This is a genomic window from Actinomadura pelletieri DSM 43383, assembly GCF_003634705.1.
GTDB lineage: Bacteria > Actinomycetota > Actinomycetes > Streptosporangiales > Streptosporangiaceae > Spirillospora > Spirillospora pelletieri.
Genome location: NZ_RBWU01000008.1, coordinates 103,234 through 124,653, shown reverse-complemented (window position 1 = coordinate 124,653; position 21,420 = coordinate 103,234). Strand labels below are relative to the sequence as shown.

At 72.0% G+C, this 21,420-nt stretch carries 20 protein-coding genes and 1 riboswitch; of the genes, 11 read left to right on the top strand and 9 right to left on the bottom strand.

The window, feature by feature from the left end; translation table 11 throughout:
* Positions 1–46: 46 nt before the first annotated feature.
* The 4 genes from BZB76_RS31510 to BZB76_RS35050 all read right to left on the bottom strand — a co-directional run bounded on the left by BZB76_RS31510 (position 47) and on the right by BZB76_RS35050 (position 2,751).
* Positions 47–238 (bottom strand): hypothetical protein, encoded by a 192-nt coding sequence (locus BZB76_RS31510; protein WP_147449620.1) that lies wholly within the window; start codon positions 236–238, stop codon positions 47–49.
* A 129-nt stretch (positions 239–367) separates the two neighbouring features.
* Complete coding sequence (locus BZB76_RS31505) at positions 368–1,333, bottom strand: TolB family protein (protein ID WP_147449619.1); 966 nt, start codon at positions 1,331–1,333, stop codon at positions 368–370.
* Between the two features lie 107 nt (positions 1,334–1,440).
* Entirely contained in the window at positions 1,441–2,013 is a 573-nt protein-coding gene (locus BZB76_RS31500; protein ID WP_121438081.1) for an RNA polymerase sigma factor, read from the bottom strand.
* A 78-nt stretch (positions 2,014–2,091) separates the two neighbouring features.
* A complete protein-coding gene (locus BZB76_RS35050; protein ID WP_170180849.1) occupies positions 2,092–2,751 on the bottom strand; it encodes a three-helix bundle dimerization domain-containing protein in 660 nt (219 codons plus the stop codon).
* 244 nt (positions 2,752–2,995) lie between these two features.
* Here BZB76_RS35050 and blaOXA point away from each other — a divergent pair, with 244 nt between their 5' ends.
* From blaOXA to BZB76_RS31460, 7 genes are all read left to right on the top strand, one after another.
* Positions 2,996–3,871, top strand: a complete 876-nt coding sequence (gene blaOXA, locus BZB76_RS31490) for a class D beta-lactamase (protein WP_121438080.1) — start codon at positions 2,996–2,998, stop codon at positions 3,869–3,871.
* Positions 3,872–4,158: 287 nt separating this feature from the next.
* Positions 4,159–4,347, top strand: coding sequence for a CbtB domain-containing protein (locus tag BZB76_RS31485; protein ID WP_121438079.1), 189 nt, complete (start codon positions 4,159–4,161; stop codon positions 4,345–4,347).
* Between the two features lie 10 nt (positions 4,348–4,357).
* Positions 4,358–5,125: a CbtA family protein gene (locus BZB76_RS31480; RefSeq protein ID WP_121438078.1), complete on the top strand. Its 768-nt coding sequence runs from the start codon at positions 4,358–4,360 to the stop codon at positions 5,123–5,125.
* Between the two features lie 5 nt (positions 5,126–5,130).
* Positions 5,131–5,676 carry a histidine phosphatase family protein gene (locus BZB76_RS31475; RefSeq protein ID WP_246007359.1) on the top strand — a complete coding sequence of 182 codons (546 nt, stop codon included), beginning with the start codon at positions 5,131–5,133 and terminating at the stop codon, positions 5,674–5,676.
* Complete coding sequence (locus tag BZB76_RS31470) at positions 5,673–7,613, top strand: VWA domain-containing protein (protein WP_121438077.1); 1,941 nt, start codon at positions 5,673–5,675, stop codon at positions 7,611–7,613. The genes BZB76_RS31475 and BZB76_RS31470 overlap by 4 nt, the downstream gene beginning before the upstream one ends.
* 1 nt (position 7,614) lies before the next feature.
* Complete coding sequence (gene cobO / locus BZB76_RS31465; RefSeq protein WP_121438076.1) at positions 7,615–8,217, top strand: cob(I)yrinic acid a,c-diamide adenosyltransferase; 603 nt, start codon at positions 7,615–7,617, stop codon at positions 8,215–8,217.
* A 20-nt stretch (positions 8,218–8,237) separates the two neighbouring features.
* Positions 8,238–9,563 (top strand): cobyrinic acid a,c-diamide synthase CobB, encoded by a 1,326-nt coding sequence (locus tag BZB76_RS31460; RefSeq protein ID WP_211343321.1) that lies wholly within the window; start codon positions 8,238–8,240, stop codon positions 9,561–9,563.
* Here BZB76_RS31460 and cobN read toward each other — a convergent pair.
* On the bottom strand, positions 9,518–13,114 hold the full coding sequence (cobN, locus tag BZB76_RS31455; RefSeq protein WP_121438075.1) for a cobaltochelatase subunit CobN: 3,597 nt from the start codon (positions 13,112–13,114) through the stop codon (positions 9,518–9,520). The two genes, BZB76_RS31460 and cobN, sit on opposite strands and share 46 nt — an antisense overlap.
* Positions 13,115–13,168: 54 nt before the next feature.
* A riboswitch (cobalamin riboswitch) is annotated at positions 13,169–13,291 on the bottom strand.
* Positions 13,292–13,428: 137 nt separating this feature from the next.
* Positions 13,429–13,698 (bottom strand): hypothetical protein, encoded by a 270-nt coding sequence (locus tag BZB76_RS31450; RefSeq protein ID WP_121438074.1) that lies wholly within the window; start codon positions 13,696–13,698, stop codon positions 13,429–13,431.
* Positions 13,699–13,882: 184 nt separating this feature from the next.
* Here BZB76_RS31450 and BZB76_RS31445 point away from each other — a divergent pair, with 184 nt between their 5' ends.
* From BZB76_RS31445 to BZB76_RS31430, 4 genes are all read left to right on the top strand, one after another.
* Positions 13,883–15,058, top strand: coding sequence for a cytochrome P450 (locus tag BZB76_RS31445; protein ID WP_147449618.1), 1,176 nt, complete (start codon positions 13,883–13,885; stop codon positions 15,056–15,058).
* Positions 15,059–15,522: 464 nt separating this feature from the next.
* A complete protein-coding gene (locus BZB76_RS31440) occupies positions 15,523–16,608 on the top strand; it encodes a precorrin-3B synthase (RefSeq protein WP_121438072.1) in 1,086 nt (361 codons plus the stop codon).
* Complete coding sequence (locus BZB76_RS31435) at positions 16,605–17,225, top strand: precorrin-8X methylmutase (protein ID WP_211343293.1); 621 nt, start codon at positions 16,605–16,607, stop codon at positions 17,223–17,225. Before BZB76_RS31440 ends, BZB76_RS31435 begins: the two co-directional genes overlap by 4 nt.
* Positions 17,225–18,706 (top strand): precorrin-2 C(20)-methyltransferase, encoded by a 1,482-nt coding sequence (locus BZB76_RS31430; protein WP_121438070.1) that lies wholly within the window; start codon positions 17,225–17,227, stop codon positions 18,704–18,706. The genes BZB76_RS31435 and BZB76_RS31430 overlap by 1 nt, the downstream gene beginning before the upstream one ends.
* Here the strand turns inward: BZB76_RS31430 and BZB76_RS31425 are convergent.
* From BZB76_RS31425 to cbiE, 3 genes are read right to left on the bottom strand one after another with little or no spacing between them, the layout of a single operon-like run.
* Positions 18,697–19,428, bottom strand: a complete 732-nt coding sequence (locus BZB76_RS31425; protein ID WP_121438069.1) for a cobalt-precorrin-6A reductase — start codon at positions 19,426–19,428, stop codon at positions 18,697–18,699. The genes BZB76_RS31430 and BZB76_RS31425 overlap by 10 nt on opposite strands.
* On the bottom strand, positions 19,425–20,168 hold the full coding sequence (cobM, locus tag BZB76_RS31420) for a precorrin-4 C(11)-methyltransferase (protein WP_121438068.1): 744 nt from the start codon (positions 20,166–20,168) through the stop codon (positions 19,425–19,427). Before cobM ends, BZB76_RS31425 begins: the two co-directional genes overlap by 4 nt.
* Positions 20,165–21,382, bottom strand: a complete 1,218-nt coding sequence (cbiE, locus tag BZB76_RS31415; RefSeq protein ID WP_121438067.1) for a precorrin-6y C5,15-methyltransferase (decarboxylating) subunit CbiE — start codon at positions 21,380–21,382, stop codon at positions 20,165–20,167. The genes cobM and cbiE overlap by 4 nt, the downstream gene beginning before the upstream one ends.
* Positions 21,383–21,420: the final 38 nt, after the last annotated feature.

Here is a 21,420-nt window from a genome sequence, read left to right as displayed (position 1 = left end):
AAGGGCGGTGCCCCGGGCGCGACGCGACCCGGGGCACCTCTCTCGGTCAGCTGTCCCACGCGCTCCATGGCGGGTTGCAGGACCCACGCTCACTGAAGTCCAGCTTGTCGTGGAGCCTTTGCACGCGGCCCTCGATCGTCATGTCAATGGAGCCGGGCTTGGCGGAGCTGCTCAACGGTGCAGAAGCCGCACCGAGGCCCTCCAGCAGACTTCCCGCCAAATTGGTGTCCTTCTCCACCAACTCACCTCATTTCGCGTGATACGCCATGAACGACGCAATACTTACATGTGTCCGTTCATGACCACCACAGCCCGCTCACCTCGCGTTTCTCACTGACCGTTAGCGGTCACACGTGTTTGGAAACGCTCACCACGTGCCCGGCGGACCGCCCCCCACCAGGCGCGATGTTTCGATCTTGGTTCCGTCGATGAGATGGACGGTCTCGTCGACCATCACGGCGACCTTCCCTCCGGCCACCCCCACACCGGTCGAGGCACCGGACTCGCCCGGCGGCAACCGCACCCGGCGAGTGACCGTTCCGGTGTCCATCGAGTACCAGAGCAGTTGGTGCGACCGGCCATCGTGGACCAGCACCAGGACATGGGCACCATCCGGTGCGTAGGCGGCGCTGCGCAACCTCGTTCCCGAGCCGAAGGAAACGGGACGGATGTCGCCATTCGCGGAGTCGAGAATCCGCAGTTCGGGACCGTCGCTCACGCCCTCGGTCACGGACTCGAAGACAAGGTGCCGGGCGTCCGGCGCCCACCCGAGGGAATCGGCCCAGACCTTCGGAGGCAGGTCGACGACACGGCGGTCGCCCGTCGACGAATCGATGACGGTGATGACGTTGTGCGGCTGCCCACCGCACGTCTGGCTGACGTAGGCGAACCTGCGTCCACCAGGGGCGACGGCCAGGAGACCCGGTCCCTCGCCCAGCCGTCCCCGCAGGGCGGTCCGTGGCAGTTCGGCCAACGCGGCCGGGGTGCCGTCGGCTTTCAAGGTGAGGCCGTGGAAGCGGATCCGGCACGCGCCGGGGTCGGCGGTGGTGAGGACGAACGTCCGGTTGTCACCGGCGCCGGCGGAGTCACGAAAACCGGACGAACCCGGGGGAGCGGCCACCTCCGCGACGAGCTCCCCGGTGTCGGCCTTCCGCACGTTCACGGCCATCCCGCCGGGAGGCCACGCGCCGTCGAGAACGTACTCGGCGCCCATATAGGACGCGAGCGAGAAACGCTGCGGCGCGTCCCCCTCCTGGGACCACGGCGCGAGCACGACGAGCACGACGGCCGCCGCGACGGCGACGACCAGCCCGCCCAAGGAAACGACGCGCACACGCCGACGCCGCGAAGACGGCTCCGCCAGCGGCCGAAGAGACCGCGGCTCGACCGTGTCGGCGCCCTCGGACAACGCCGAACGCAGGACATCCTCAAAGGGCGGGGTCACCGTTCCTCCTCGTACCGTCGCCGGAGCGCGTCCAGGCCCCGGGAGATGGTGGACTTGACCGTGCCGGCCCGCACGCCCATCGCGGCGGCGATCTCCGCTTCGGACAGGTCGAGGTAGTAGCGCAGCACGATCGCCTCCCGCTGCCGGACGGGCAGCCTGACCAGGGCCTGGAGCACGCGGCGACGATCGTCGGCGAGCATCGCGTCGCTCTCCGCCGACCACACCGGCTGCGGGGCCTGGACGAGCCCGCGTGCGAGGGCGCGGCGGCGCAGCAGTGTCCGGCACGCGTTGAGCACGGAGGCGCGGGCGTAGGCGAGCAGTTCCGGCGGCGCGGCGGGCAGTCTTCCGGGCCCCCGGGCCGCGCGCCGGTGCAGCCGGGCGTACACGTCCTGGACGACGTCCTCGGCACCGGCCCGGTCGCCCGTGAGCAACAGCGCCAGCCGGACGAGCGACAGATGGTGGTCACGGAAGAGGTCCGCCACCACGTCCTCGGCCGCGTCCCCTGCCCCGGGCGCCTCCCGACGGCCGGGGCGGCGGGCCGCCGCCGTCAGCGCACGATCAGATCCCATGCAGAGAGAACCATCGAACCCGCGAAAGGTTGCTTCCGCCGAGCCACGAACTCAACGACCGTCCGTTCGGAGGAAGGCTCAGCCCGGCGGCTCGGTGATGAGTTTCTCGCGGGCGAACCGTTCGACGAGCACCGGCACGTAGTCCCGGAGGGGCGTGTCGTCGTAGCGGTGGTAGACCGCGTTGACGGCCTGGCTCACCTGCTCGGGTGGACGGCGTCCGGCGAGGCTGCGGATGAGGCGGTCGATCACCTCGCGCATGATGTGCTCCTCGCGTTCCACCGGGTTCCCGGACGGCGTCATCGCCAGCCCTCCCCGGCCGGGCGGAGGATGCGCCATGAACGCCGCCGGAACGGACGAGTAGCCGAGCGAGCACGGCCCGAGCCGCGGCTGCGCCGAGTCCCGCGCCGCCAGGTTGGCCTTGATGGCGACACTGACCAGGGAGATCAGCAACCCGACGTCATCGTTGCCGCCGAGCCACAACTCGATCCAGCCGCTGCCGGGCCGGATCCGCACAGCGGCGCAGTCGTCCAGCGACGCGCGCATCCGCTGGACCAGCGGCCAGGTCAAATGCAGCTCGGCCTGATCGGGCCCGTGCAGGTGGACGATCTGGTCACCGCCGCACGCGAACGCCTGACCGAACCCACAGGCGGCCCGACATAACTTCAGCGACGGCCAACCGCTCAGCTGCTCCGCCACACGGTCGGCCAGACAGATCCGCAGACCACCGGTCCCGCCCATACCCGTAGGATCCAACGCCGACGGCTTGATCAGTAGCCCCAGCGCACTAATCGTTACCAATACGGTCACCCACCCGCCACACCGCCGTTCCGTCTCACCGGCACGGGTTCCGCCCACCGCGGCAGGAGCGAGGCGTAGCCCCCGCTCTGGTCAGCGCCACGCTGTCCGGGTTGATATGGAGAGATTTCGTGTAGATGCAGATCAACGCTGACCGCTCGGCGGTGATCCCTGCTTACCTCGAAGCATGATCGATTTGTCTGGAATACTTCGCTCCCGGTCGTGCTCCGTGGCGCTCGCCGGGCTCAGCCTCCTCGGCATCGCGACGTGCGGGGCCACCGCCGTCGAAGCCTCCCCGCACACCGCGGTCGCCGACATGGGCCGTCCCGGCACGATCGTGCGCGACGACCTGCGCACCGTGTTCGACGCGGCCGGTGTGCGCGGCACGTTCGCGCTGCTGGACGTGACCGCCCGCACCACGACCGTTGTAGACCGGCGACGTGCCGGAACACCGATGGTGCCCGCGTCCACTTTCAAGGTCCCGCACGCTTTGGTCGCGCTGGAGACGAAGGCGGTCCGGAGCCCCGACGAAGTGATCCCCTGGGATGGGACGCCCCAGCCCTTCCCCGAGTGGGAGAGGGACATGAGCATGCGGGACGCCGTCAGCGAGTCCAACGCGGCGGCGTTCCAGGTGATCGCTCGCCGCATCGGCCTCAAGCGCGAGCGGCAGTGGCTGCACCGGCTCGGTTACGGCAACCGGCGGACCGGGACGGCGGTGGACAGGTTCTGGTTGGACGGTCCGCTGACGATCTCCGCGGTGGAGCAGACCCGCTTCATGGCGCGGCTGGCGGCCCGCGACCTGCCCGCCTCGGACCGGCACCAGCGGACCGTCCACGACCTGATCAAGCAAGAAGAGCAGGACGGGTACGCGCTGTTCGCCAAGTCCGGCTGGCAGAACGCGCCCGACCCCGGCACCGGCTGGTGGGCCGGGTGGGTCGAGCGCGGCGGACGGGTGTACGCCTTCACGCTGAACATCGACATCACCAAGGACGGCGATGCCGGGAAGCGCGCCACAATCGCACGTGAACTGCTGTACCGGCTGAACGTCCTGCCCGCGGCATGAAGGTTCTCGTCCCCGCTCATGGGCCGCCATGGACGGCCCGGCCGTCACCCGCCAGACCGCGACGGACGCCGCCCGGCGGCTCTCGCTCACCATCGAAGCGCCCATATTGACAGGAACTACGACAGGCGCGGATACTTCGCCTTGAATTCACGGTAGCCCGAGGGAAATCCGGTGAGATGCCGGTGCGGACGCGCCACTGTATCCGGGACGACGATCCCGGGAGCCAGGTCGCTCGGGATGCCGCGACCTCATTGTCCGGGACGCGCTAGATCCCCTACGGAGGTACTGTGAGCACGCTGTCGACTCCAGGTCACATTCCCCTTCCCCGCCTCGTGCCATGGCTGCTCGCGGTGCCCGTACTGCTGCTGGTCGGCTACCTCGTCCTGATGGACAACGGCGCCGTGTCCCAGACAGGCGGCTACCTGCACGAGCTGATGCACGACGGGCGGCATCTGCTCGGCGTGCCCTGCCACTGAGGCCGGGCTCATGATCCGGACCCTCCTGGTGAGGGGCCTTCTGTTCGGCCTGCTCGCGGGTCTCGTCGCGGGCGCGTTCGCGTTCGTCGCGGGCGAGCCCCGCATCGAGGACGCGATCGCGCTGGAGGAGGCCGCGGCCGAGCCCGCGCACGACCACGGCCCGGCGGCCGCCCCCCACGAGCACGAGGCGGCGGGCGGCGGGCACGAGCACGGGGCGGAGGTGAGCCGCGGCACGCAGAAGGTCGGGCTCTTCCTCGCCACCGGGCTCTACGGCCTCACCGTCGGCGGGGTGTTCGCGCTCGTCTACGCGGCGCTGCGCGGGCGGGTCGGCCCACGGTCGGACGGGGGCCTCGCGTTCGCCGCCGCCGGGACGGCCTTCGCCGCGATCATCCTCGTGCCGTTCGTGAAGTATCCCGCGAACCCTCCGGCGGTCGGCGATCCCGAGACGATCACCAGCCGGACCCTGCTGTATCTGGCGATGGTCGGCGTCGGGCTGCTCGCGGCGGCGATCGCGGTGACGACGGCGCGACGCGTCCCTGGCGGGCCGTGGGCGCGCTGGCCCGCCGCCGTGCTCGCCTTCCTCGCACCGGTCGTGGTGGCGACGCTGCTGCTGCCCGGGGTCGACGAGGTGCCGGACGGGTTCCCCGCGACTCTGCTGTGGGAGTTCCGCGTCGTCTCCCTCGGCACACAACTGGTGTTCTGGGCGGCGTTCGGCGTCCTGTTCGGGTGGGCGTGCGACCGGGCACAGCGTCCCGCCCGTGTCGCCGCACCGGCTTGACCGGGGTGCTGTTCGTCCGGCACGCCATGTCGGAGGGGATGCGGAAGGCCCGGTTCCCCTCCGACGACCCGGCCGACACTGCGGGCCTGGCCTCGGCGAGGCTCCTGGCCGGGAGCGTGCAGGGCGCCGAGGCGTGGTCGTCGCCCGCACGAGCGGCCCGGGAGACCTGCGCCGCGCTCGGGCTGGCCGCCCGGCCGGTCGCGGCGCTGGCCGAGGCCGACCACGGCCGCTGGGCGGGCGCCCCCTACGCGCGGATCGCGGCGGACGAACCGGACGCGCTGGCCCGCTGGCGCTCGGACCCGCACGCCGCCCCGCACGGCGGCGAGAGCCGCGCCGCCCTCGCGGCCCGTGTCGCCGCCTGGCTCGGCACCGGCCCGGACGGTGTCGCGGTCTGTGACGCGGGCGTCATCCGGGCCGCACTCGCCCATGCCCTCGGCCTCGACGTCACGGCCGCGGACCGCTTCGACCTCGCGCCGCTGTCCACCACGGGGCTCACCATCGAGGGCGACGGCTGGCGGGTCGCCCACGTCAACCGGAAGGTCCTCGCTTGAACGTCACCTATCCGTTCACCGCCGTCGTCGGCCTGGACGATCTGAAGTTGGCGCTGCTGCTCAACGCCGTCTCCCCCCGGGTCGGCGGGGTGCTGGTGCGCGGTGAGAAGGGAACCGCCAAGTCGACGATCGTCCGCGCGCTCGCCGCGCAGCTTCCCGCCGTGGACACGGTCGCGGGCTGCCGGTTCGCCTGCGATCCCGCCGCGCCCGACCCGTCCTGCCCGGACGGCCCGCACGCGCCGGACGGAGCATCGCTGCGGCGACCGGCCGCGCTGGTGGAACTGCCGGTAGGCGCGTCGGAGGACCGGGTCGCCGGGTCGCTGGACGTGGAACGCGCGCTGACGGAGGGCGTCAAGGCGTTCGAACCGGGCCTGCTCGCCGCCGCGCACCGCGGCGTCCTGTACGTGGACGAGGTGAACCTGCTCCACGACCACCTCGTCGACCTGCTGCTCGACGCGGCGGCGCTCGGCACCTGCTATGTCGAGCGGGAGTCGGTGTCGGTCCGGCACGCGGCACGGTTCCTGCTCGTCGGGACGATGAACCCCGAGGAGGGAGAGCTGCGCCCGCAACTCCTCGACCGGTTCGGGCTGACCGTCGAGGTGCGGGCGTCGCGGGAGCCGAAGGAGCGCGCCGAGATCGTGCGGCGGCGGCTCGCGTTCGAGACCGATCCGGCCCGGTTCGCGGAGCGCTGGGCCGCCGAGGAGGCCGCGCTCGCCGAGCGGATCGCGGCGGCGCGGGACCGGCTCGCGGGCGTCCGGCTGCCGGACGAACGGCTGGAGCAGATCGCGACGGTGTGCGCCGGTTTCGAGGTGGACGGGATGCGCGCCGACCTCGTCACCGCGAACGCCGCCCTCGCGCACGCCGCCTGGCACGGCCGTGACACGGTGACGTCCGACGACGTCCGCGCCGCCGCGCGGCTGGCGCTGCCGCATCGCCGCCGCCGCGACCCGTTCGACGCCCCGGGACTGGACGAGTCGCTGCTGGACGACCTGTTGAACGACTCGTCCCCCGACGACGACCCACCACCGGGCGGCGGCGGAGGCCACGACGACGGCGAGCCGCCCCCGCCCAGCAACGGCACGGAAGGCTCGGCGGAGCCGCCCAGCCCCGAGCCCGAGCAGACCGGCGGGGGCGGCGGCGAACGGGTCGCGTCCGTCGCCGCGCCGCACGCGGTGCCGCTGCTGGAGGTTCCCGGGGTCGGTGACGGCGTCGCCGGACGGCGATCCCGGTCGCGGACGGTCCGTGGCCGGGTCACCGGGGCGCGGCGGCCGTCCGGGAAGGTCCGCGACCCGCATGTGGTGGCGACGCTGCTGGCCGCCGCCCCGCACCAGCGGGCCCGCGGCCGGCACGGCGCCGGGCTGGTGCTGCGCCCCGACGACCTGCGCGAGGCCGACCGCGAAGGACGCGAGGGCAACCTGGTGCTGTTCGTCGTCGACGCGAGCGGCTCGATGGCCGCGCGCCGCCGCATGACCACGGTGAAGACGGCCGTGCTGAGCCTGCTCCTGGACGCCTACCAGCGCCGCGACAAGATCGGCCTGATCACGTTCCGGGGCCGGACGGCCGATCTCGTGCTGCCGCCGACCTCGTCGGTGGAGGCGGGCGCGGCGCGACTGCGGGTGCTGCCGACCGGGGGCCGCACCCCGCTCGCCGCCGGACTCGTCCGCGCCGCGGAGGTGCTGCGCGTGGAACGGCTGCGCGACCCGGCGCGGCGCCCGTTGCTCGTCGTCGTCACCGACGGCCGCGCGACGGCCGAGGGCGACGTGGCACGGGCCGCGGGACTGCTCACCGGCACGGCCGGGATCGTCGTCGACTGCGAGGACGGCCCGGTCCGGCTCGGCCTCGCGGGACGCCTCGCGACCCGGCTCGGGGCACGACTCGTCCCGCTCGGCGACCTCGACGGGATCGTCCGTGACCAGCGGCGCAGGAAGGCGGCCTGAGATGCCCCAGGGAAAGCCCGTGTCCGTCCCCGACGACGGCCTCACCACCAGGCAGCGCCGGAACCGGCCGCTGCTGATCGTCCACACCGGCCCGGGAAAGGGCAAGTCGACGGCCGCGTTCGGGATGGCGCTGCGGGCGTGGAACCAGGGCTGGTCCATCGCGGTGTACCAGTTCGTGAAGTCGGCGAAGTGGCGCATCGGCGAGGAGAGCGCGCTGCGGGTGCTCGGCGACAGCGCGGAGGGCGGCCCGGTCGCCTGGCACAAGATGGGTGAAGGTTGGTCGTGGATCCGGCGGCCCGGCACCGAGGACGACCACGCGGCGAACGCGCGGGAGGGCTGGGCGCAGATCAAACGCGACCTGGCGGCGGAGACACACCGCTTCTATGTCCTGGACGAGTTCACCTACCCCCTCAAGTGGGGCTGGCTCGACCTGGACGACGTCGTGGAGACACTCACCTCCCGTCCCGGTGACCAACATGTCATCATCACCGGACGCGACGCCCCGGACCGCCTCGTCGACGCCGCCGACCTCGTCACGGAGATGGGCAAGGTGAAGCATCCGATGGACGCCGGACAGAAGGGGCAGCGGGGCATCGAGTGGTGACCGGCCGCACCATCCCACGGCTGGTGGTCGCGGCGCCCGCGTCCGGAAGCGGGAAGACGACGGTCGCGACCGGGCTGATCGCGGCGCTGCGGGCCCGTGGCCTGGCGGTGTCCCCGCACAAGGTCGGCCCCGACTACATCGACCCCGGCTACCACGCGCTCGCGGCGGGACGTCCCGGCCGCAACCTCGACCCGTGGCTGACCGGTGAGGACCGGGTGGCGCCGCTGTTCCTGCACGGCGCGTCCGGCTGTGACGTGGCCGTGGTCGAGGGCGTGATGGGCCTGTTCGACGGGCGCGGCGACACCGGGTTCGCGTCCACGGCCCATGTCGCGCGGCTGCTCGCCGCGCCCGTCGTACTCGTCGTGGACGCGGCGCGGCAGAGCCGTTCGGTCGCGGCGCTCGTGCATGGGTTCGCGTCGTTCGAGCCGGATGTCCGGGTCGGCGGTGTCGTCCTCAACCAGGTCGGCTCGGACCGGCACGAGGAACTCTGCCGATCCGCGCTGGACGCGGCGGGTGTCCCGGTGCTCGGGGTGGTCCGCCGGGACGACGAGGTGGTCACACCGTCCCGGCATCTCGGGCTGATCCCGGCGGCCGAACGCGAGCCGGAGGCCGTGCGGGCGGTGGAACGCCTCGGCGAACTGATCTCCCGCTCCTGCGACCTGGACGCCCTGTTGCGCCTCGCCGCGACCGCTCCGCCGCTGCCGGGCCGCTCCTGGGATCCCGCCGAGCAGGTCCGGTCGGTGCCCGGCGTCCGCCCGGTCGTCGCCGTGGCGGGCGGAAAGGCGTTCAGTTTCTCGTATACCGAGCACGCCGAGTTGCTCCGCGCGGCGGGCGCCGACGTCGCCGTCTTCGACCCGCTCCGCGACGAGACCCTCCCGGACGGTACCGCCGCGCTCGTCCTCGGCGGCGGGTTCCCCGAGGTGCACGTCGCCGAACTCGCCGCGAACAAGCCGATGCTCGCTGCGGTGGCTGCCTTCGACGGCCCGATCGCCGCCGAATGCGCGGGCCTTCTCTATCTGTGCGAGGAACTCGACGGCCAGAGGATGTGCGGACGTGTGCCGGGACGGGCGCGGATGACGCCGTCCCTGACACTCGGCTACCGGGACGCGGTCGCCGTCGCCGAGTCGCCGCTGACCCGTCCGGGCGAACGTTTTCACGGCCACGAGTTCCACCGCACGACCCTCACCACCGACGCCGACCCGCTGTTCCGCTGGGCCCCCACCGGACGCGACGGATTCGGCGACGACCGCATCACCGCCTCATACCTGCACCTGCACTGGGCCGGGCATCCGGAGGCGGCTCAACGGCTGGTGTCGTCCTCCAGGTCGCCTTCCGTCTTGAGGTAGACCTCCTGGAGCGCCTGGAGGGTGTCGGGGTCCGGGTGCTCCCACATGCCGCGCTCGGCCGCCTCAAGCAGCCGCTCGGCGATACCGTGCAACGCCCAAGGATTCGACTCCTCCATGAACGCACGGTTCTCTTCGTCGAGCACGTACGCGGCCGTGAGACGGTCGTACATCCAGTCGGCCATGACACCGGTCGTGGCGTCGTAGCCGAACAGGTAGTCGACGGTCGCGGCCAACTCGAACGCACCCTTGTAACCGTGCCGCCGCATGGCGGCCAGCCAGTTCGGATTGACGACCCGAGCACGGAAGATCCGCGCGGTCTCCTCCGACAGGGTTCGGGTGCGGACCGCGTCCGGGCGGGTGCTGTCGCCGACATAGGCCTCCGGGTCCCGCCCGGTCAGCGCCCGCACGGTCGCGATCATGCCGCCGTGGTACTGGAAGTAGTCGTCGGAGTCGGCGATGTCGTGCTCGCGGGTGTCGACGTTCTTGGCCGCCACGGCGATCCGCCGGTAGGCGTTCTCCATGTCGGCGCGCGCCGGAATACCGTCGAGGTCACGGCCGTAGGCGTGGCCGCCCCACACCGCGTACACCTCGGCGAGGTCGGCGTCGTCCCGCCAGTTGCCACTGTCGATCAACGGCAGCAGACCCGCGCCGTACGCGCCGGGCGCCGACCCGAACACCCGCAGGGTGGCACGCCGCTCGTCACCGTGCCGCTCGGCGTCGGCTCGCACATGGGCCCGGACGTAGTTGTCGTCATCAGACTCGTCGAGACCCGCGACGAGCCGGACGGCATCGTCCAGCATCGCGACGACGTGGGGAAAGGCGTCCCGGAAGAAGCCGCTGATACGAACCGTCACATCGATGCGCGGCCGTCCCAACTCGGCCACGGGAACCGGCTCCAACCTCGTGACACGACGCGACGCCTCATCCCATTCCGGGCGAACACCGAGCAGCGCGAGCACCTCGGCGACGTCGTCGCCCGCCGTCCGCATGGCGCTCGTCCCCCACACCGACAGGCCCACAGAACGAGGCCATTCACCATGGTCGGCGCGATAACGCTCCAGCAGCGAGTCGGCCATCGCCTGCCCGGTCTCCCACGCGAGGCGACTCGGCACGGCACGTGGATCGACCGAATAGAAGTTGCGCCCGGTCGGCAGCACATTGACCAACCCGCGCAACGGCGACCCGCTGGGACCGGCCGGGATGTAACCACCATCAAGAGCGTGCAGGACGTGGTCGAGCTCGTCGGTCGTCCGGTCCAGCCGTGGCACGACCTCCGTCGCCGCGAACTCCAACACCCGCGCCACGATTTCCCGCCGCTCCTCGGAAACCTGCGCGGCGACCCGGGGCACCGCGTCCACCGCCCACCCGGCTTCCTCCATCGCCTGGACGAGCGACCGGGCCGTGGCCTCCACGGCGTCCACGGCGGCGAGCGCCTCGGTGCCGTCCTCGGCCAGGCCGAGCGCCTCGCGCAGACCGGGCAGCGTCTCCCGTCCCGACCACATCTGCCGTGCGCGGAGCATGGCCAGCACCAGGTCCACGCGGGCCTCCCCCGCCGGGGCCTGGCCGAGCACATGCAGGCCGTCGCGGATCTGCGCGTCCTTCACCTCGCACAGCCAGCCGTCGACGTGCAGGAGGAAATCGTCGAACTCGGTGTCGTGGGGACGGTCGTCCAACCCAAGGTCATGGTCGAGTTTCGCGGCCTGGATCAGCGTCCAGATCTGCGCGCGGATCGCGGGCAGCTTCGCCGGGTCCATCGCGGCGATCGTGGCGTGCTCGTCCAGGAGCTGTTCGAGTCGGGCGATGTCGCCGTACGTCTCCGCACGCGCCATCGGCGGAACCATGTGGTCGACGAGCACGGCATGGGCCCGGCGCTTCGCCTGCGTCCCCTCCCCCGGGTCGTTGACCAGGAACGGGTAGACCAGCGGCACGTCCCCGAGCGCCGCGTCCGTGCCGCACGACGCCGACATGCCCGCCGCCTTGCCCGGCAGCCACTCCAGGTTGCCGTGCTTGCCGACATGGACGATCGCGTGCGCGCCGAACTCGTCCGACAGCCACCGGTACGCGGCCAGGTAGTGGTGGCTCGGCGGCAGATCGGGATCGTGGTAGATCGCGATCGGGTTCTGCCCGAACCCGCGCGGCGGCTGCACCATCACCACCACGTTGCCCGCGCGCAGGGCCGCGAGCACGATGTCCCCGTCCTGGACGAACAGTTCCCCGGGCGGCGGGCCCCAGTGCCGCTCCATCTCGTCCCGCAGCTCCGCCGGCAGGCCGCGGTACCAATGCTCATACGCCGCCCCGGAGATCCGGACCGGATTACCGGCGAGCTGCTCCTCGGTCAGCCAGTTCTCGTCCTGCCCACCCGCCGCGATCAGCGCATGGACGAGAGCGTCCCCGTCCTGCTCGGCCACACCGGGGAAGCCGTCCCCCAGGTCATGTCCAGCCTCCGCGAGCCGGGCCAGCAACCGCACGGTGCTCGCCGGAGTGTCCAGCCCAACGGCGTTGCCCACCCGCGAATGCTTCGTCGGATACGCCGACAGCATCACGACCAGCCGCCGGTCCCCGGCCGGCGTGTGCCGCAGCCGCCCGTGCCGGACGGCGATCCCCGCGACCCGCGCCGCCCGCTCCGGATCGGCGGCGTACACCGTCAACCCGTCCTCGTCGATCTCCTTGAACGAGAACGGAACCGTGATGATCCGCCCGTCGAACTCGGGAATGGCGACCTGCGACGCCGCGTCCAACGGCGACAACCCGTCGTCGCTCGCCTCCCAGGCCGCCCGGGACGTCGTCAGACACAGTCCCTGCAAGATGGGCACGTCCAGCTCGGCGAGCGCACCCACATCCCAAGCCTCGTCGTCACCGCCCGCCCCGGCCGTCGCGGGCCGCGTCCCACCCGCCGCGAGGACCGTCACGACCAGCGCGTCCGCCTCCCGCAACACGTCGAACAGCTCCGGCTCCGCCGTGCGCAACGACGAACAGAACACCGGCAGGGCCCGCCCGCCCGCGTCCTCCACGGCGGCGCACAACGCCTCGACGAACGCGGTGTTCCCCGCCACATGATGAGCGCGGTAGTACAGCACCCCGACCACGGGCCCCGCCCCACCCCGGGACTCCCGCTCCAACAACCCCCACGTAGGCGTCGGCTGCGGCGGCTCGAACCCTCGCCCGGTGAGCAGCACGGTGTCACACAGAAAGGCATGCAACTCGCCCAGGTTCGCGGGCCCGCCATGCGCAAGATAGGCATGCGCGTCAGCGCACACCCCACCGCTCACCCCGCCCCTGAGCCGGGACAATTCCATCAACTCGGCGTCGGGCGCCTGCTCCCCACCGAGCACGACCACCGGCCGCGGCCCGGTGAGCAGGACCTCCAGCCCGTCCTCCCAGGCACGCCGCCCCCCGAGCAACCGCACCACGACCAGATCAACGCCCTCGACCAGCTCCGGCAGGTCGTCCACGGACAGCCGCGCGGGATTCCCGAGCCGATACGCGGCCCCGGACGCGCGTGCGCTCAACAGATCGGTGTCGGACGTCGAAAGCAGCAGGACAACGGACACGGCAGATCCTCCCCCTGGGGTCCTCGCCCCGGTCGTGGGTGTCACGACGGCGGAAGTCTCCTGGCTCCCGGATCAACGCTCGCCCCGGCCTTCCCATCCGCGAGGACAGTGGCCGAATTGCGGGGTTCACTCCCCGGTGACAGTGGCGGGACCGCGCCGGATTCCCACCGGCTTCCTCCACTGCCGTCGTCCACGTAGAGCGTACGACACCCCACCCCACCCGCCTAGTGCGCGAGACCGACCGAGGGTCAGTGCGGCGGGCCTGCCGCGCCCTTGCGGTGTTCCCAGTCGAACGTCTGCGGCTGCGCGACCGGCTACGGACCTTCGACCTGGACGGGAACGGGTACGCCTCCCACGGGCGCCGTGACCGCATCGAGAAGCCACGCATCGCCGGCGTAGCGGAACGTCAGCGTCTGCGGCAGGCGATACGACTCCCCGTCGTGGCCCTTGGCTCGGGCGGCTTCGCTGACCTCGAGAGAGTAGAGCTTGGTGAATTCACTGACCTTGAGCTGATTCCAGAACTTTTGGCCGGAGCCCGGGCACGCGAGGCAATCGGGGCCATGGCGACAGCGCAGCGTCGCCATGGCCATCAAGCGATGACCGTCGCAGCAGGGGAGTGCAGCGATGCGACTGATTGACAAAGGCGTGCGCCCCTGCTGGGCTCTGAGGCGCACCACAGGACTCTGCATGAAAGGGTGACGAGTGCCCCAACCTCCACAGTCAGTTTGTCCGCATTTCCCCTTCGATCCGCCTGATGATCCTCTTTCATTGCCTGAGACTCACAAGCATCTCCAGGCGCAGGGGCCGGTCTCCAAAGTGGCGTTACCTGCGGGACAGCCGGACGCCGAGGCGTGGCTTGTCACCGGGCACGCCGAAGCTTCCCGCGTCTACCGGGACAGTGACCTGTTCGTGCGCGGCACGGCCGACGGGATCGCGCCGTTCCTCAAAGCCGCCCCCATTATCATCGCGCTGGACGGTGAAGAACACAGACGCATTCGTAGTCTGGTCAAGGGCACCTTCAGTCCAGCGAAAGTACGACGACTCCGCCCGGCGATCGAGGACCTCGCCAACGCTCTGCTGGACGAAATGATCGCGAAGGGCGAGCCGGCCGACCTGGTCGCGGAATTCGCCATGTCGCTCACATTGAGGGTCATCGGCCGCCAGTTCGCCATCCCGGAAGCCGACTTCGATGAATTGCGCGCCTGGAACGAGGCAATCGTCTCGGTCAGTCCGGACGCGCACCAGCGGGCACCCGCCGCAATGCAGGCGATGGTCGAATACATGGTCGCGCTCATGCGCGAGCGCGTCCATGACCCAGGGGAGGACCTGGTGTCGGCCGTCGCTCTCAACGCAAAGGCCGCCGGCGTCGATGAGGCCTCTGCGGGCTTGCTGGCAGCGAGTGTGGTCACCGGCGGGTGGGAAAGCACGGGCGGGGCCCTGGTGTGCTTCACCCATCGTCTTCTCACCACCAAAGGCGCAGACGGAGAGTCCCTGTACTCGCAACTGACCCGCGACCCGGCGATCATCCCGACAGCGGTGGAGGAGTTGCTGCGCATCGTTCCCAACGGGGTTCTCGGCGCCACCCAGCCTCGCCGGGCGACCCGCGACACCGAACTCGGCGGCGTCCACATCCGCGCCGGCGACCTCGTCATCCCGTCCTCGGACGCGGCCGGCCGCGACCCGCAGGTCTTCTCCGACCCCGAGGGGATCGACCTGACGCGCAGCCCGAACCCGCATCTGGCGTTCGGCAGCGGCGCACACGTCTGTCTCGGTGCACCGCTGGGCCGCCTGGAGTTGCAGGTGGCCTTCGAGTCGCTCACCCGGCGGCTGCCCGCGCTACGTCTCGCGGTGCCGGCCGACGAACTGGAGTGGCGGTGGGACGCCGGCTTCATTCGCCGACCGGCGACCTACCCGGTCGCCTGGAACCCGGCATCCGGAGAATAAGCGACTTGGCATCAGACATGCCCAGTGACACAACCTACGGCCTCAAGGTCACCGGCCACGGCCGGCGAGGGCGAAGTCGAAGCAGCCGAACACCAGCGGTTCGTAGTAAGGCTTGTCTAGATCATCGCCTCGCCGGTCAAGTGGCGCACCGGGCACCCTGACCGCCTCATCATCGCCAGGTGGCACGCCTCGGAATGTTTTGTAGGCGGCAATGTGCAGGGCTGTCGCAGAACCATCCTCGAACTGCGGCTCTCAGTGCGTCCTCATGGACTCAACCGAATTCCTGAGAATTGATGGCCTTGGCCCGTCGCACGGACATGGTCTGATCGGCGACCCGTTGGTCTCCTGCGCGTTCGGCGCGTCAGGGGCTCAGGGGCGGAGGCGACTGGTCGCCTTGGGGTCGGTTGGGGTCTGGAAGGTGTGGTTACATCCTCATCGTGCCGGATGTTCATGTGGTGGGACGTATGCGTGCCGACGCGTGTCCCGGGGCGTTGCAGACGCACGACGCCGCGGACGGAGCGTTGGCGCGTGTGCGGACGCCCGGGGGCACGGTGTCGGCGGCGCAGCTCAGGGTGCTCGGCGCGGCTGCTCGTGAGGTGGGTGTGGACGTCATCGAGTTGACGTCCCGGGCCAACCTTCAGGTGCGGGGCGTCCGTGATCCGGCGGTGCTCGCTGAGCGGTTGGCGGAGGTTGGGCTGTTGCCGTCGGCGTCCCATGAGCGGGTCCGCAACATCGTCGCGTCGCCGCTCGGCGGGCGTGGGGTTCGCGGTGTGCTCGACACCGATCCTCTCGTTACGGCGTTGGATCGGGCGGTGTGCGCGAACCCCGTGTTGGCCGGTCTGCCTGGTCGCTTTCTCTTTGCGGTGGATGACGGCACCGGTGATGTGGTCGCGCTGGGCGCCGATGTCGCGCTGACGCCCGGAGGTCTGCTCCTGGCCGGGACGGCGGTGGACTTGGAGTTCGGTGAGCCGGTCGCGGTCATGGTCGCGGCGGCGGAGGCGTTTTTGGAGGTTCGCGGGGACGCGTGGCGGCTGGGTGAGGTGCCGGACGGGCCGCGCCTCGCCGCGGAGCGGCTGGGTGGGGTGTTGGCAGGTGACGGGCACGTCCCGGATCCTCCCGCCCCGCACGCGGGGATCGTCGAGCAGCGGGACGGACGTGTCGCGCTCGAGGTCGTACCGCCGCTCGGACGGATGTCGGGGACGCAGGCCGAAGCGCTCGCCGAGGTCGTGGACGAGGTGCGGTTGACGCCGTGGCGGAGTGTCGTCCTGCGGGATCTGGAGCGCGACGAGGTCGAGCGGTGCGTGAGGCGGCTGGAGCGGCATGGGTTCGCGACCGACGCGGATTCGCCGTGGGTGGGTGTCACCGCCTGCACGGGGAGTCCCGGGTGCGCGAAGTCGCGGGGTGATGTGCAGGGTCAGGCGCGGCGTTGGGTGGACGGGCTAGCGCGCGCTCCTCGAACCCCCGTCCACTGGGCGGGATGCGACCGGCGCTGCGGGATGCCGCGCGGGCCGGTCGTGCTGAAGACGGCGGCACCGGAAGGGCACACGTGATCGACTACATCCGCGACGGCGCGGAGATCTACCGGCGGTCGTTCGCGACCATCCGCGCGGAGGCCGACCTGTCGCGGCTGCCCGAGGATGTGGCGCGGGTCGCCGTGCGCATGATCCACGCCTGCGGGATGACCGACCTCGTCGATGACCTGGTCTGGTCGTCGGGGGTCGTGGAGCGGGCGCGGGCGGCGCTGGTCGGCGGCGCGCCGATCCTGTGCGACGCGAAGATGGTGGCGTCCGGTGTCACCCGGGCGCGACTCCCGGCGGGCAACGAGGTCGTGTGCACGCTCGGCGATCCGCGCGTCCCGGACCTGGCGGCGCGGTTGGGGACGACCCGCAGCGCGGCGGCCCTCGATCTGTGGCTCGACCGGCTGGACGGCGCGGTCGTCGCGATCGGGAACGCGCCGACCGCGTTGTTCCGGTTGTTGGAACTGGTCGGGGACGGCGCGGGCCGTCCGGCGGCGGTTCTCGGAATACCGGTGGGATTCGTCGGCGCGGTCGAGTCCAAGGAGGCGCTCGCCGCGAGCGGACTGCCGCATCTGGTGGTGCGCGGTCGGCGTGGGGGCAGTGCGATGGCGGCGGCGGCGGTCAACGCCATCGCCAGTGAGGCGGAGTGATGACGGGACGGCTCTACGGCGTGGGCGTCGGTCCCGGCGACCCCGAACTGGTCACGGTGAAGGCGGCACGGCTGATCGGCACTGCGGACGTCGTCGCCTACCACTGCGCCCGGCACGGCCGCAGCATCGCCCGTGCCGCCGCGGAACCCCATCTGCGCGGCGGTCAGATCGAGGAGCAGCTCGTCTATCCGGTGACGACGGAGACGACGGATCATCCGGGCGGATATCAGGGGGCGCTGGACGCGTTCTACGCCGAGTGCGCCGCCCGGCTCGCCGCGCACCTGGACGCGGGCCGGACGGTCGTCGTCCTGAGCGAGGGCGACCCGCTGTTCTACGGCTCCTACATGCACCTGCACAAACGGCTCGCGCCGCACTATCCGGCGGAGGTCGTGCCGGGCGTGACGTCGGTCAGCGCGGCGTCGGCGGCGGCGGGACGGCCCCTGGTGGAGCGGGACGAGACCCTGACCGTGCTCCCCGGGACGCTGCCCGGCGACGAGTTGGCCGCACGGCTGCGGGCGGCGGACGCGGCGGCCGTCCTGAAGCTCGGCCGGACGTTCCCCAAGGTCAGGCAGGCGTTCGAGGACGCAGGACGCCTCGATGACGCCTGGTATGTCGAACGCGCCGCGACCGACCGGGAGCGGGTCGTGCCGCTCGCGGACGTCGATCCGGCGGACGTCCCCTACATGTCACTGGCTTTGCTGACGAGCCCGGCGGAGCAGTCGTTCACCGCGCCTCCCCCGGAGCGGCCCGACGAACCGGGAAGCGTCACGGTCGTCGGGCTCGGACCGGCGGGTCGGCCGTGGCTCACCCCCGAGGCGCAGGACGTCCTGTCGTCGGCGACCGACCTCGTCGGCTACGGCCCCTACCTGGACCGCGTCCCGCCGAACCCCCGGCAGCGGCGGCACTCCACCGGCAACCGCGTCGAGTCCGACCGGGCCCGGCACGCGTTGGCGCTGGCCCGCGACGGCGCTCGCGTCGCGGTCGTCTCGTCCGGTGACCCGGGTGTGTTCGCGATGGCGACGGCCGTACTGGAGGTCGCGGAGGAGTTCGTGGACGTGCCCGTGCGCGTCGTTCCCGGGCTGACCGCCGCGCAGGCCGTCGCGGCACGGGCCGGGGCGCCGCTCGGCCACGACTTTTGCGTCCTGTCGCTGTCGGACCTGCTCAAACCGTGGGACGTGATCGCCCGGCGGCTCACTGCGGCGGCGGAGGCCGATCTGGTGCTCGCCCTGTACAACCCGTCGTCGAGCCGCCGCAGGCACCAGCTTCCGGCGGCCCGTGACCTGCTACTGAAACACCGGGACCCGGAAACGCCGGTCGTGGTCGGACGCGACGTCGGCGGCCCCGAGGAGACCGTCACCGTCACGACGCTCGGCAAGCTCGACCCCGAACGAGTCGACATGCGCTGCCTGGTCATCGTCGGCTCGTCCACGACCCGGGTCACCGACCGCGGCGTCGTCTTCACGCCCCGCCGCTACCCCTGAGCCCAGCGGGCGGCGGCGGTCGCGTCCCCGGCCGTCTTGACACCGCCGGGGACGGGCGGACGGTCGACCATGACGACGGGAATCCGGGCCTGACGTGCGGCGATGAGCTTCGGACGGGTCAGCGCGCCGCCGCTGTCCTTGGTGACCAGCACGTCCAGGCGGTGTTCGCGGATCAGCGCGCGTTCACCGTCCAGGGTGTACGGCCCCCGCGACAGCAGCACCCCAACGTTCGACGGGACGTGCCCCTCCGGCGGGTCGACCGAGCGGGCGAGGAACCACACGCCGGTACGGGCGGCGAACACGGGGATGCTGCGACGCCCGGTTGTGAGGAACGCGCGGGCGCCATCCGGCAGCGCGGCGGCGGCAGCATCGAGAGACGGGACGCGGCGCCAGTCATCGCCGTCCTCCTCGACCCAGCCGGGGCGGCGCAGCGCGAGCAGCGGCACACCGGTCAGCCGGGACGCCTCCGCGGCGGACGCGCTCATCTGCTCCGCGAACGGGTGCGTTGCGTCGACGACACGGTCGATCCGTTGGTCGCGGAGCCACGCCGCCAATCCGGCCGGGCCGCCGAAGCCGCCGATCCGGACCTCACCGGCGGGCAGCCGCGGGTCGGCGACCCGTCCGGCGAGCGACGACACGACGCGTAGGCCCGGGACGTCCGCCAGCCGTGCGGCGAGGTCCCGCGCCTCCGCCGTCCCGCCGAGGATCAGGACACGTCTCACACCCGTTGCCGCTCGGCGCTGTACAGGTGGCTTCCTGGAAACGCCGAAGCCGCCAGCACCCGCCCGACGATGATCACCGCCGTGCGCTTCACCCCGGCCTCGTGCACCAGGGCCGCGATGTCGGCGAGGGTGCCGCGCAGGATCAGTTCGTCCGGGCGGCTGGCGCGGGCGACGACCGCGACCGGGCAGTCCGCGCCGTAGTGCGGCAGCAGTTCGGCGGTCACCTCGTCGATCCGCTGGACGGCCAGGTGCAGCACCATCGTGGCGCCGCTCGCGCCGAGGGTGGCGAGGTCCTCACCGTCCGGCATGGGCGTGGCGCGCGCCGCCGTCCGGGTCAGGATCACCGTCTGCCCGACCCCGGGAACGGTCAGCTCCCGGCCCAGCGAGGCCGCCGCCGCCGCGAACGCGGGCACACCCGGGACGATCTCGTGCGGAACGCCCGCCTCGTCCAGCCGCCGGATCTGCTCGGCGACCGCGCTGAACACCGACGGGTCGCCGGAGTGCAGGCGCGCGACGTCCAGGCCGTCCCGGTGCGCGGCGGTCAGCTCGGCGACGATCTCGTCCAGCGTCATGTTCGCGGTGTCGACGAGCCGGGCGCCGGGCGGGCAGGCGTCCAGCAGCTCGACCGGCACCAGCGACCCCGCGTACAGGCACACCGGCGCGGACTCCAGCACCCGCAGCCCCCGCACGGTGATGAGGTCGGCCGCGCCGGGACCGGCCCCGACGAAGTAGACGGTCATTCGCTGTCCTTCCAGGTCGTCCAGATGGTGACGGGCATCGCCGGGCGCCACGCGGTGAACCCGCCGAGCGGCGCCGCCCGTTCGACGCCGATTCGGACCAGTTCTCCGCCGTGCGTCCGGCGGGCCTGGGCCACCAGCGCCTCCGATTCGAGGGTGACGGCGTTGGCGACGAGCCGTCCGCCGGGTCGCAGCGCGTCCCAGCAGCGTTCCAGCAGGCCGGGGACGGTGAGGCCGCCGCCGACGAACACGGCGTCGGGGCGCGGCAGCCCGTCCAGCGCGTCCGGCGCCCAGCCCGTCACCACGCGCACCCCGGGCACGCCGAGCGCCCCGGCGTTCCGACCGATCCGTTCGGCGCGCTCGGGACGTTCCTCGACCGCGACGGCCGCGCAGGACGGATGCGCCCGCGCCCACTCGATCGCGACGCTTCCGGCTCCGGCGCCGACGTCCCACAACAGTTCACCGGGCAGCGGCGCGAGCCGCGCCAGCGTCACGGAGCGGACCTCGCTCTTCGTGATCTGCCCGTCATGCTCGAACAAGTCATCAGAGAGCCCGGCCGTTCGCGGTAGCCGCACCGCGCCGGGACCGGGCGCGCATTCCACGGCGACGATGTTCAGCGCGGACGCGGCGGGCTCCGTCCAATCACCCGCGATCCCGTGCCGGAGCGTTTCGTCTTCCCCGCCCAGATCGCCGAGAACGGTCATCCGGCTGGGCCCGTAGCCGCGTCCGGTGAGCAGCGCCGCGACGACCCGCGGCGCCTCCCGGTCCGCGCCGAGCACCAGCACCCGTCTCCCCGGCGCGACCAGCGCGTTCAGGGTCTCCGCCGGACGGCCGACGAGACTGACGACGTCGACCCGCTCCAGCGGCCAGCCGAGCCGGGCGCACGCCAGCGACACCGACGACGGATGCGGCAGCACCCGCAGCCGCGCCGGGCCGAGCAGTTCCGCGAGCGTGGAGCCGATCCCGTAGAACATCGGGTCACCGCTGGCCAGGACGGCGATCGCGCGGCCCTCATACTTCTCGATCAACCCGGGCAGCGCCGGAAGCAGCGGCGACGGCCAGGCCACGCGCTCGGCCCCTTCGCCGGGAACGAGGGCGAGCTGGCGGCGCCCGCCGAGCAGCACCTCCGCTTGCCGCAGCGCCTCCCTGGAGGTCTCCGCGAGCCCGTCCCACCCGTCGGCGCCGATGCCCACGACGGAGATGACACGCGCGTCCACCGGCCCCCAATCCCCGCCTTCTAGGGACGAGTCTGTAG

Excerpts from the sequence above, each read along its gene's own strand:
- BZB76_RS31500 (WP_121438081.1), bottom strand. The coding sequence starts at position 2,013 with ATGGGATCTGATCGTGCGCTGACGGCGGCGGCCCGCCGCCCCGGCCGT.
- BZB76_RS35050 (WP_170180849.1), bottom strand. The coding sequence starts at position 2,751 with ATGGGCGGGACCGGTGGTCTGCGGATCTGTCTGGCCGACCGTGTGGCG.
- blaOXA (WP_121438080.1), top strand. The coding sequence starts at position 2,996 with ATGATCGATTTGTCTGGAATACTTCGCTCCCGGTCGTGCTCCGTGGCG.
- BZB76_RS31480 (WP_121438078.1), top strand. The coding sequence starts at position 4,358 with ATGATCCGGACCCTCCTGGTGAGGGGCCTTCTGTTCGGCCTGCTCGCG.
- cobO (WP_121438076.1), top strand. The coding sequence starts at position 7,615 with ATGCCCCAGGGAAAGCCCGTGTCCGTCCCCGACGACGGCCTCACCACC.
- BZB76_RS31450 (WP_121438074.1), bottom strand. The coding sequence starts at position 13,698 with ATGGCGACGCTGCGCTGTCGCCATGGCCCCGATTGCCTCGCGTGCCCG.
- BZB76_RS31440 (WP_121438072.1), top strand. The coding sequence starts at position 15,523 with ATGCGTGCCGACGCGTGTCCCGGGGCGTTGCAGACGCACGACGCCGCG.
- BZB76_RS31430 (WP_121438070.1), top strand. The coding sequence starts at position 17,225 with ATGACGGGACGGCTCTACGGCGTGGGCGTCGGTCCCGGCGACCCCGAA.
- cobM (WP_121438068.1), bottom strand. The coding sequence starts at position 20,168 with ATGACCGTCTACTTCGTCGGGGCCGGTCCCGGCGCGGCCGACCTCATC.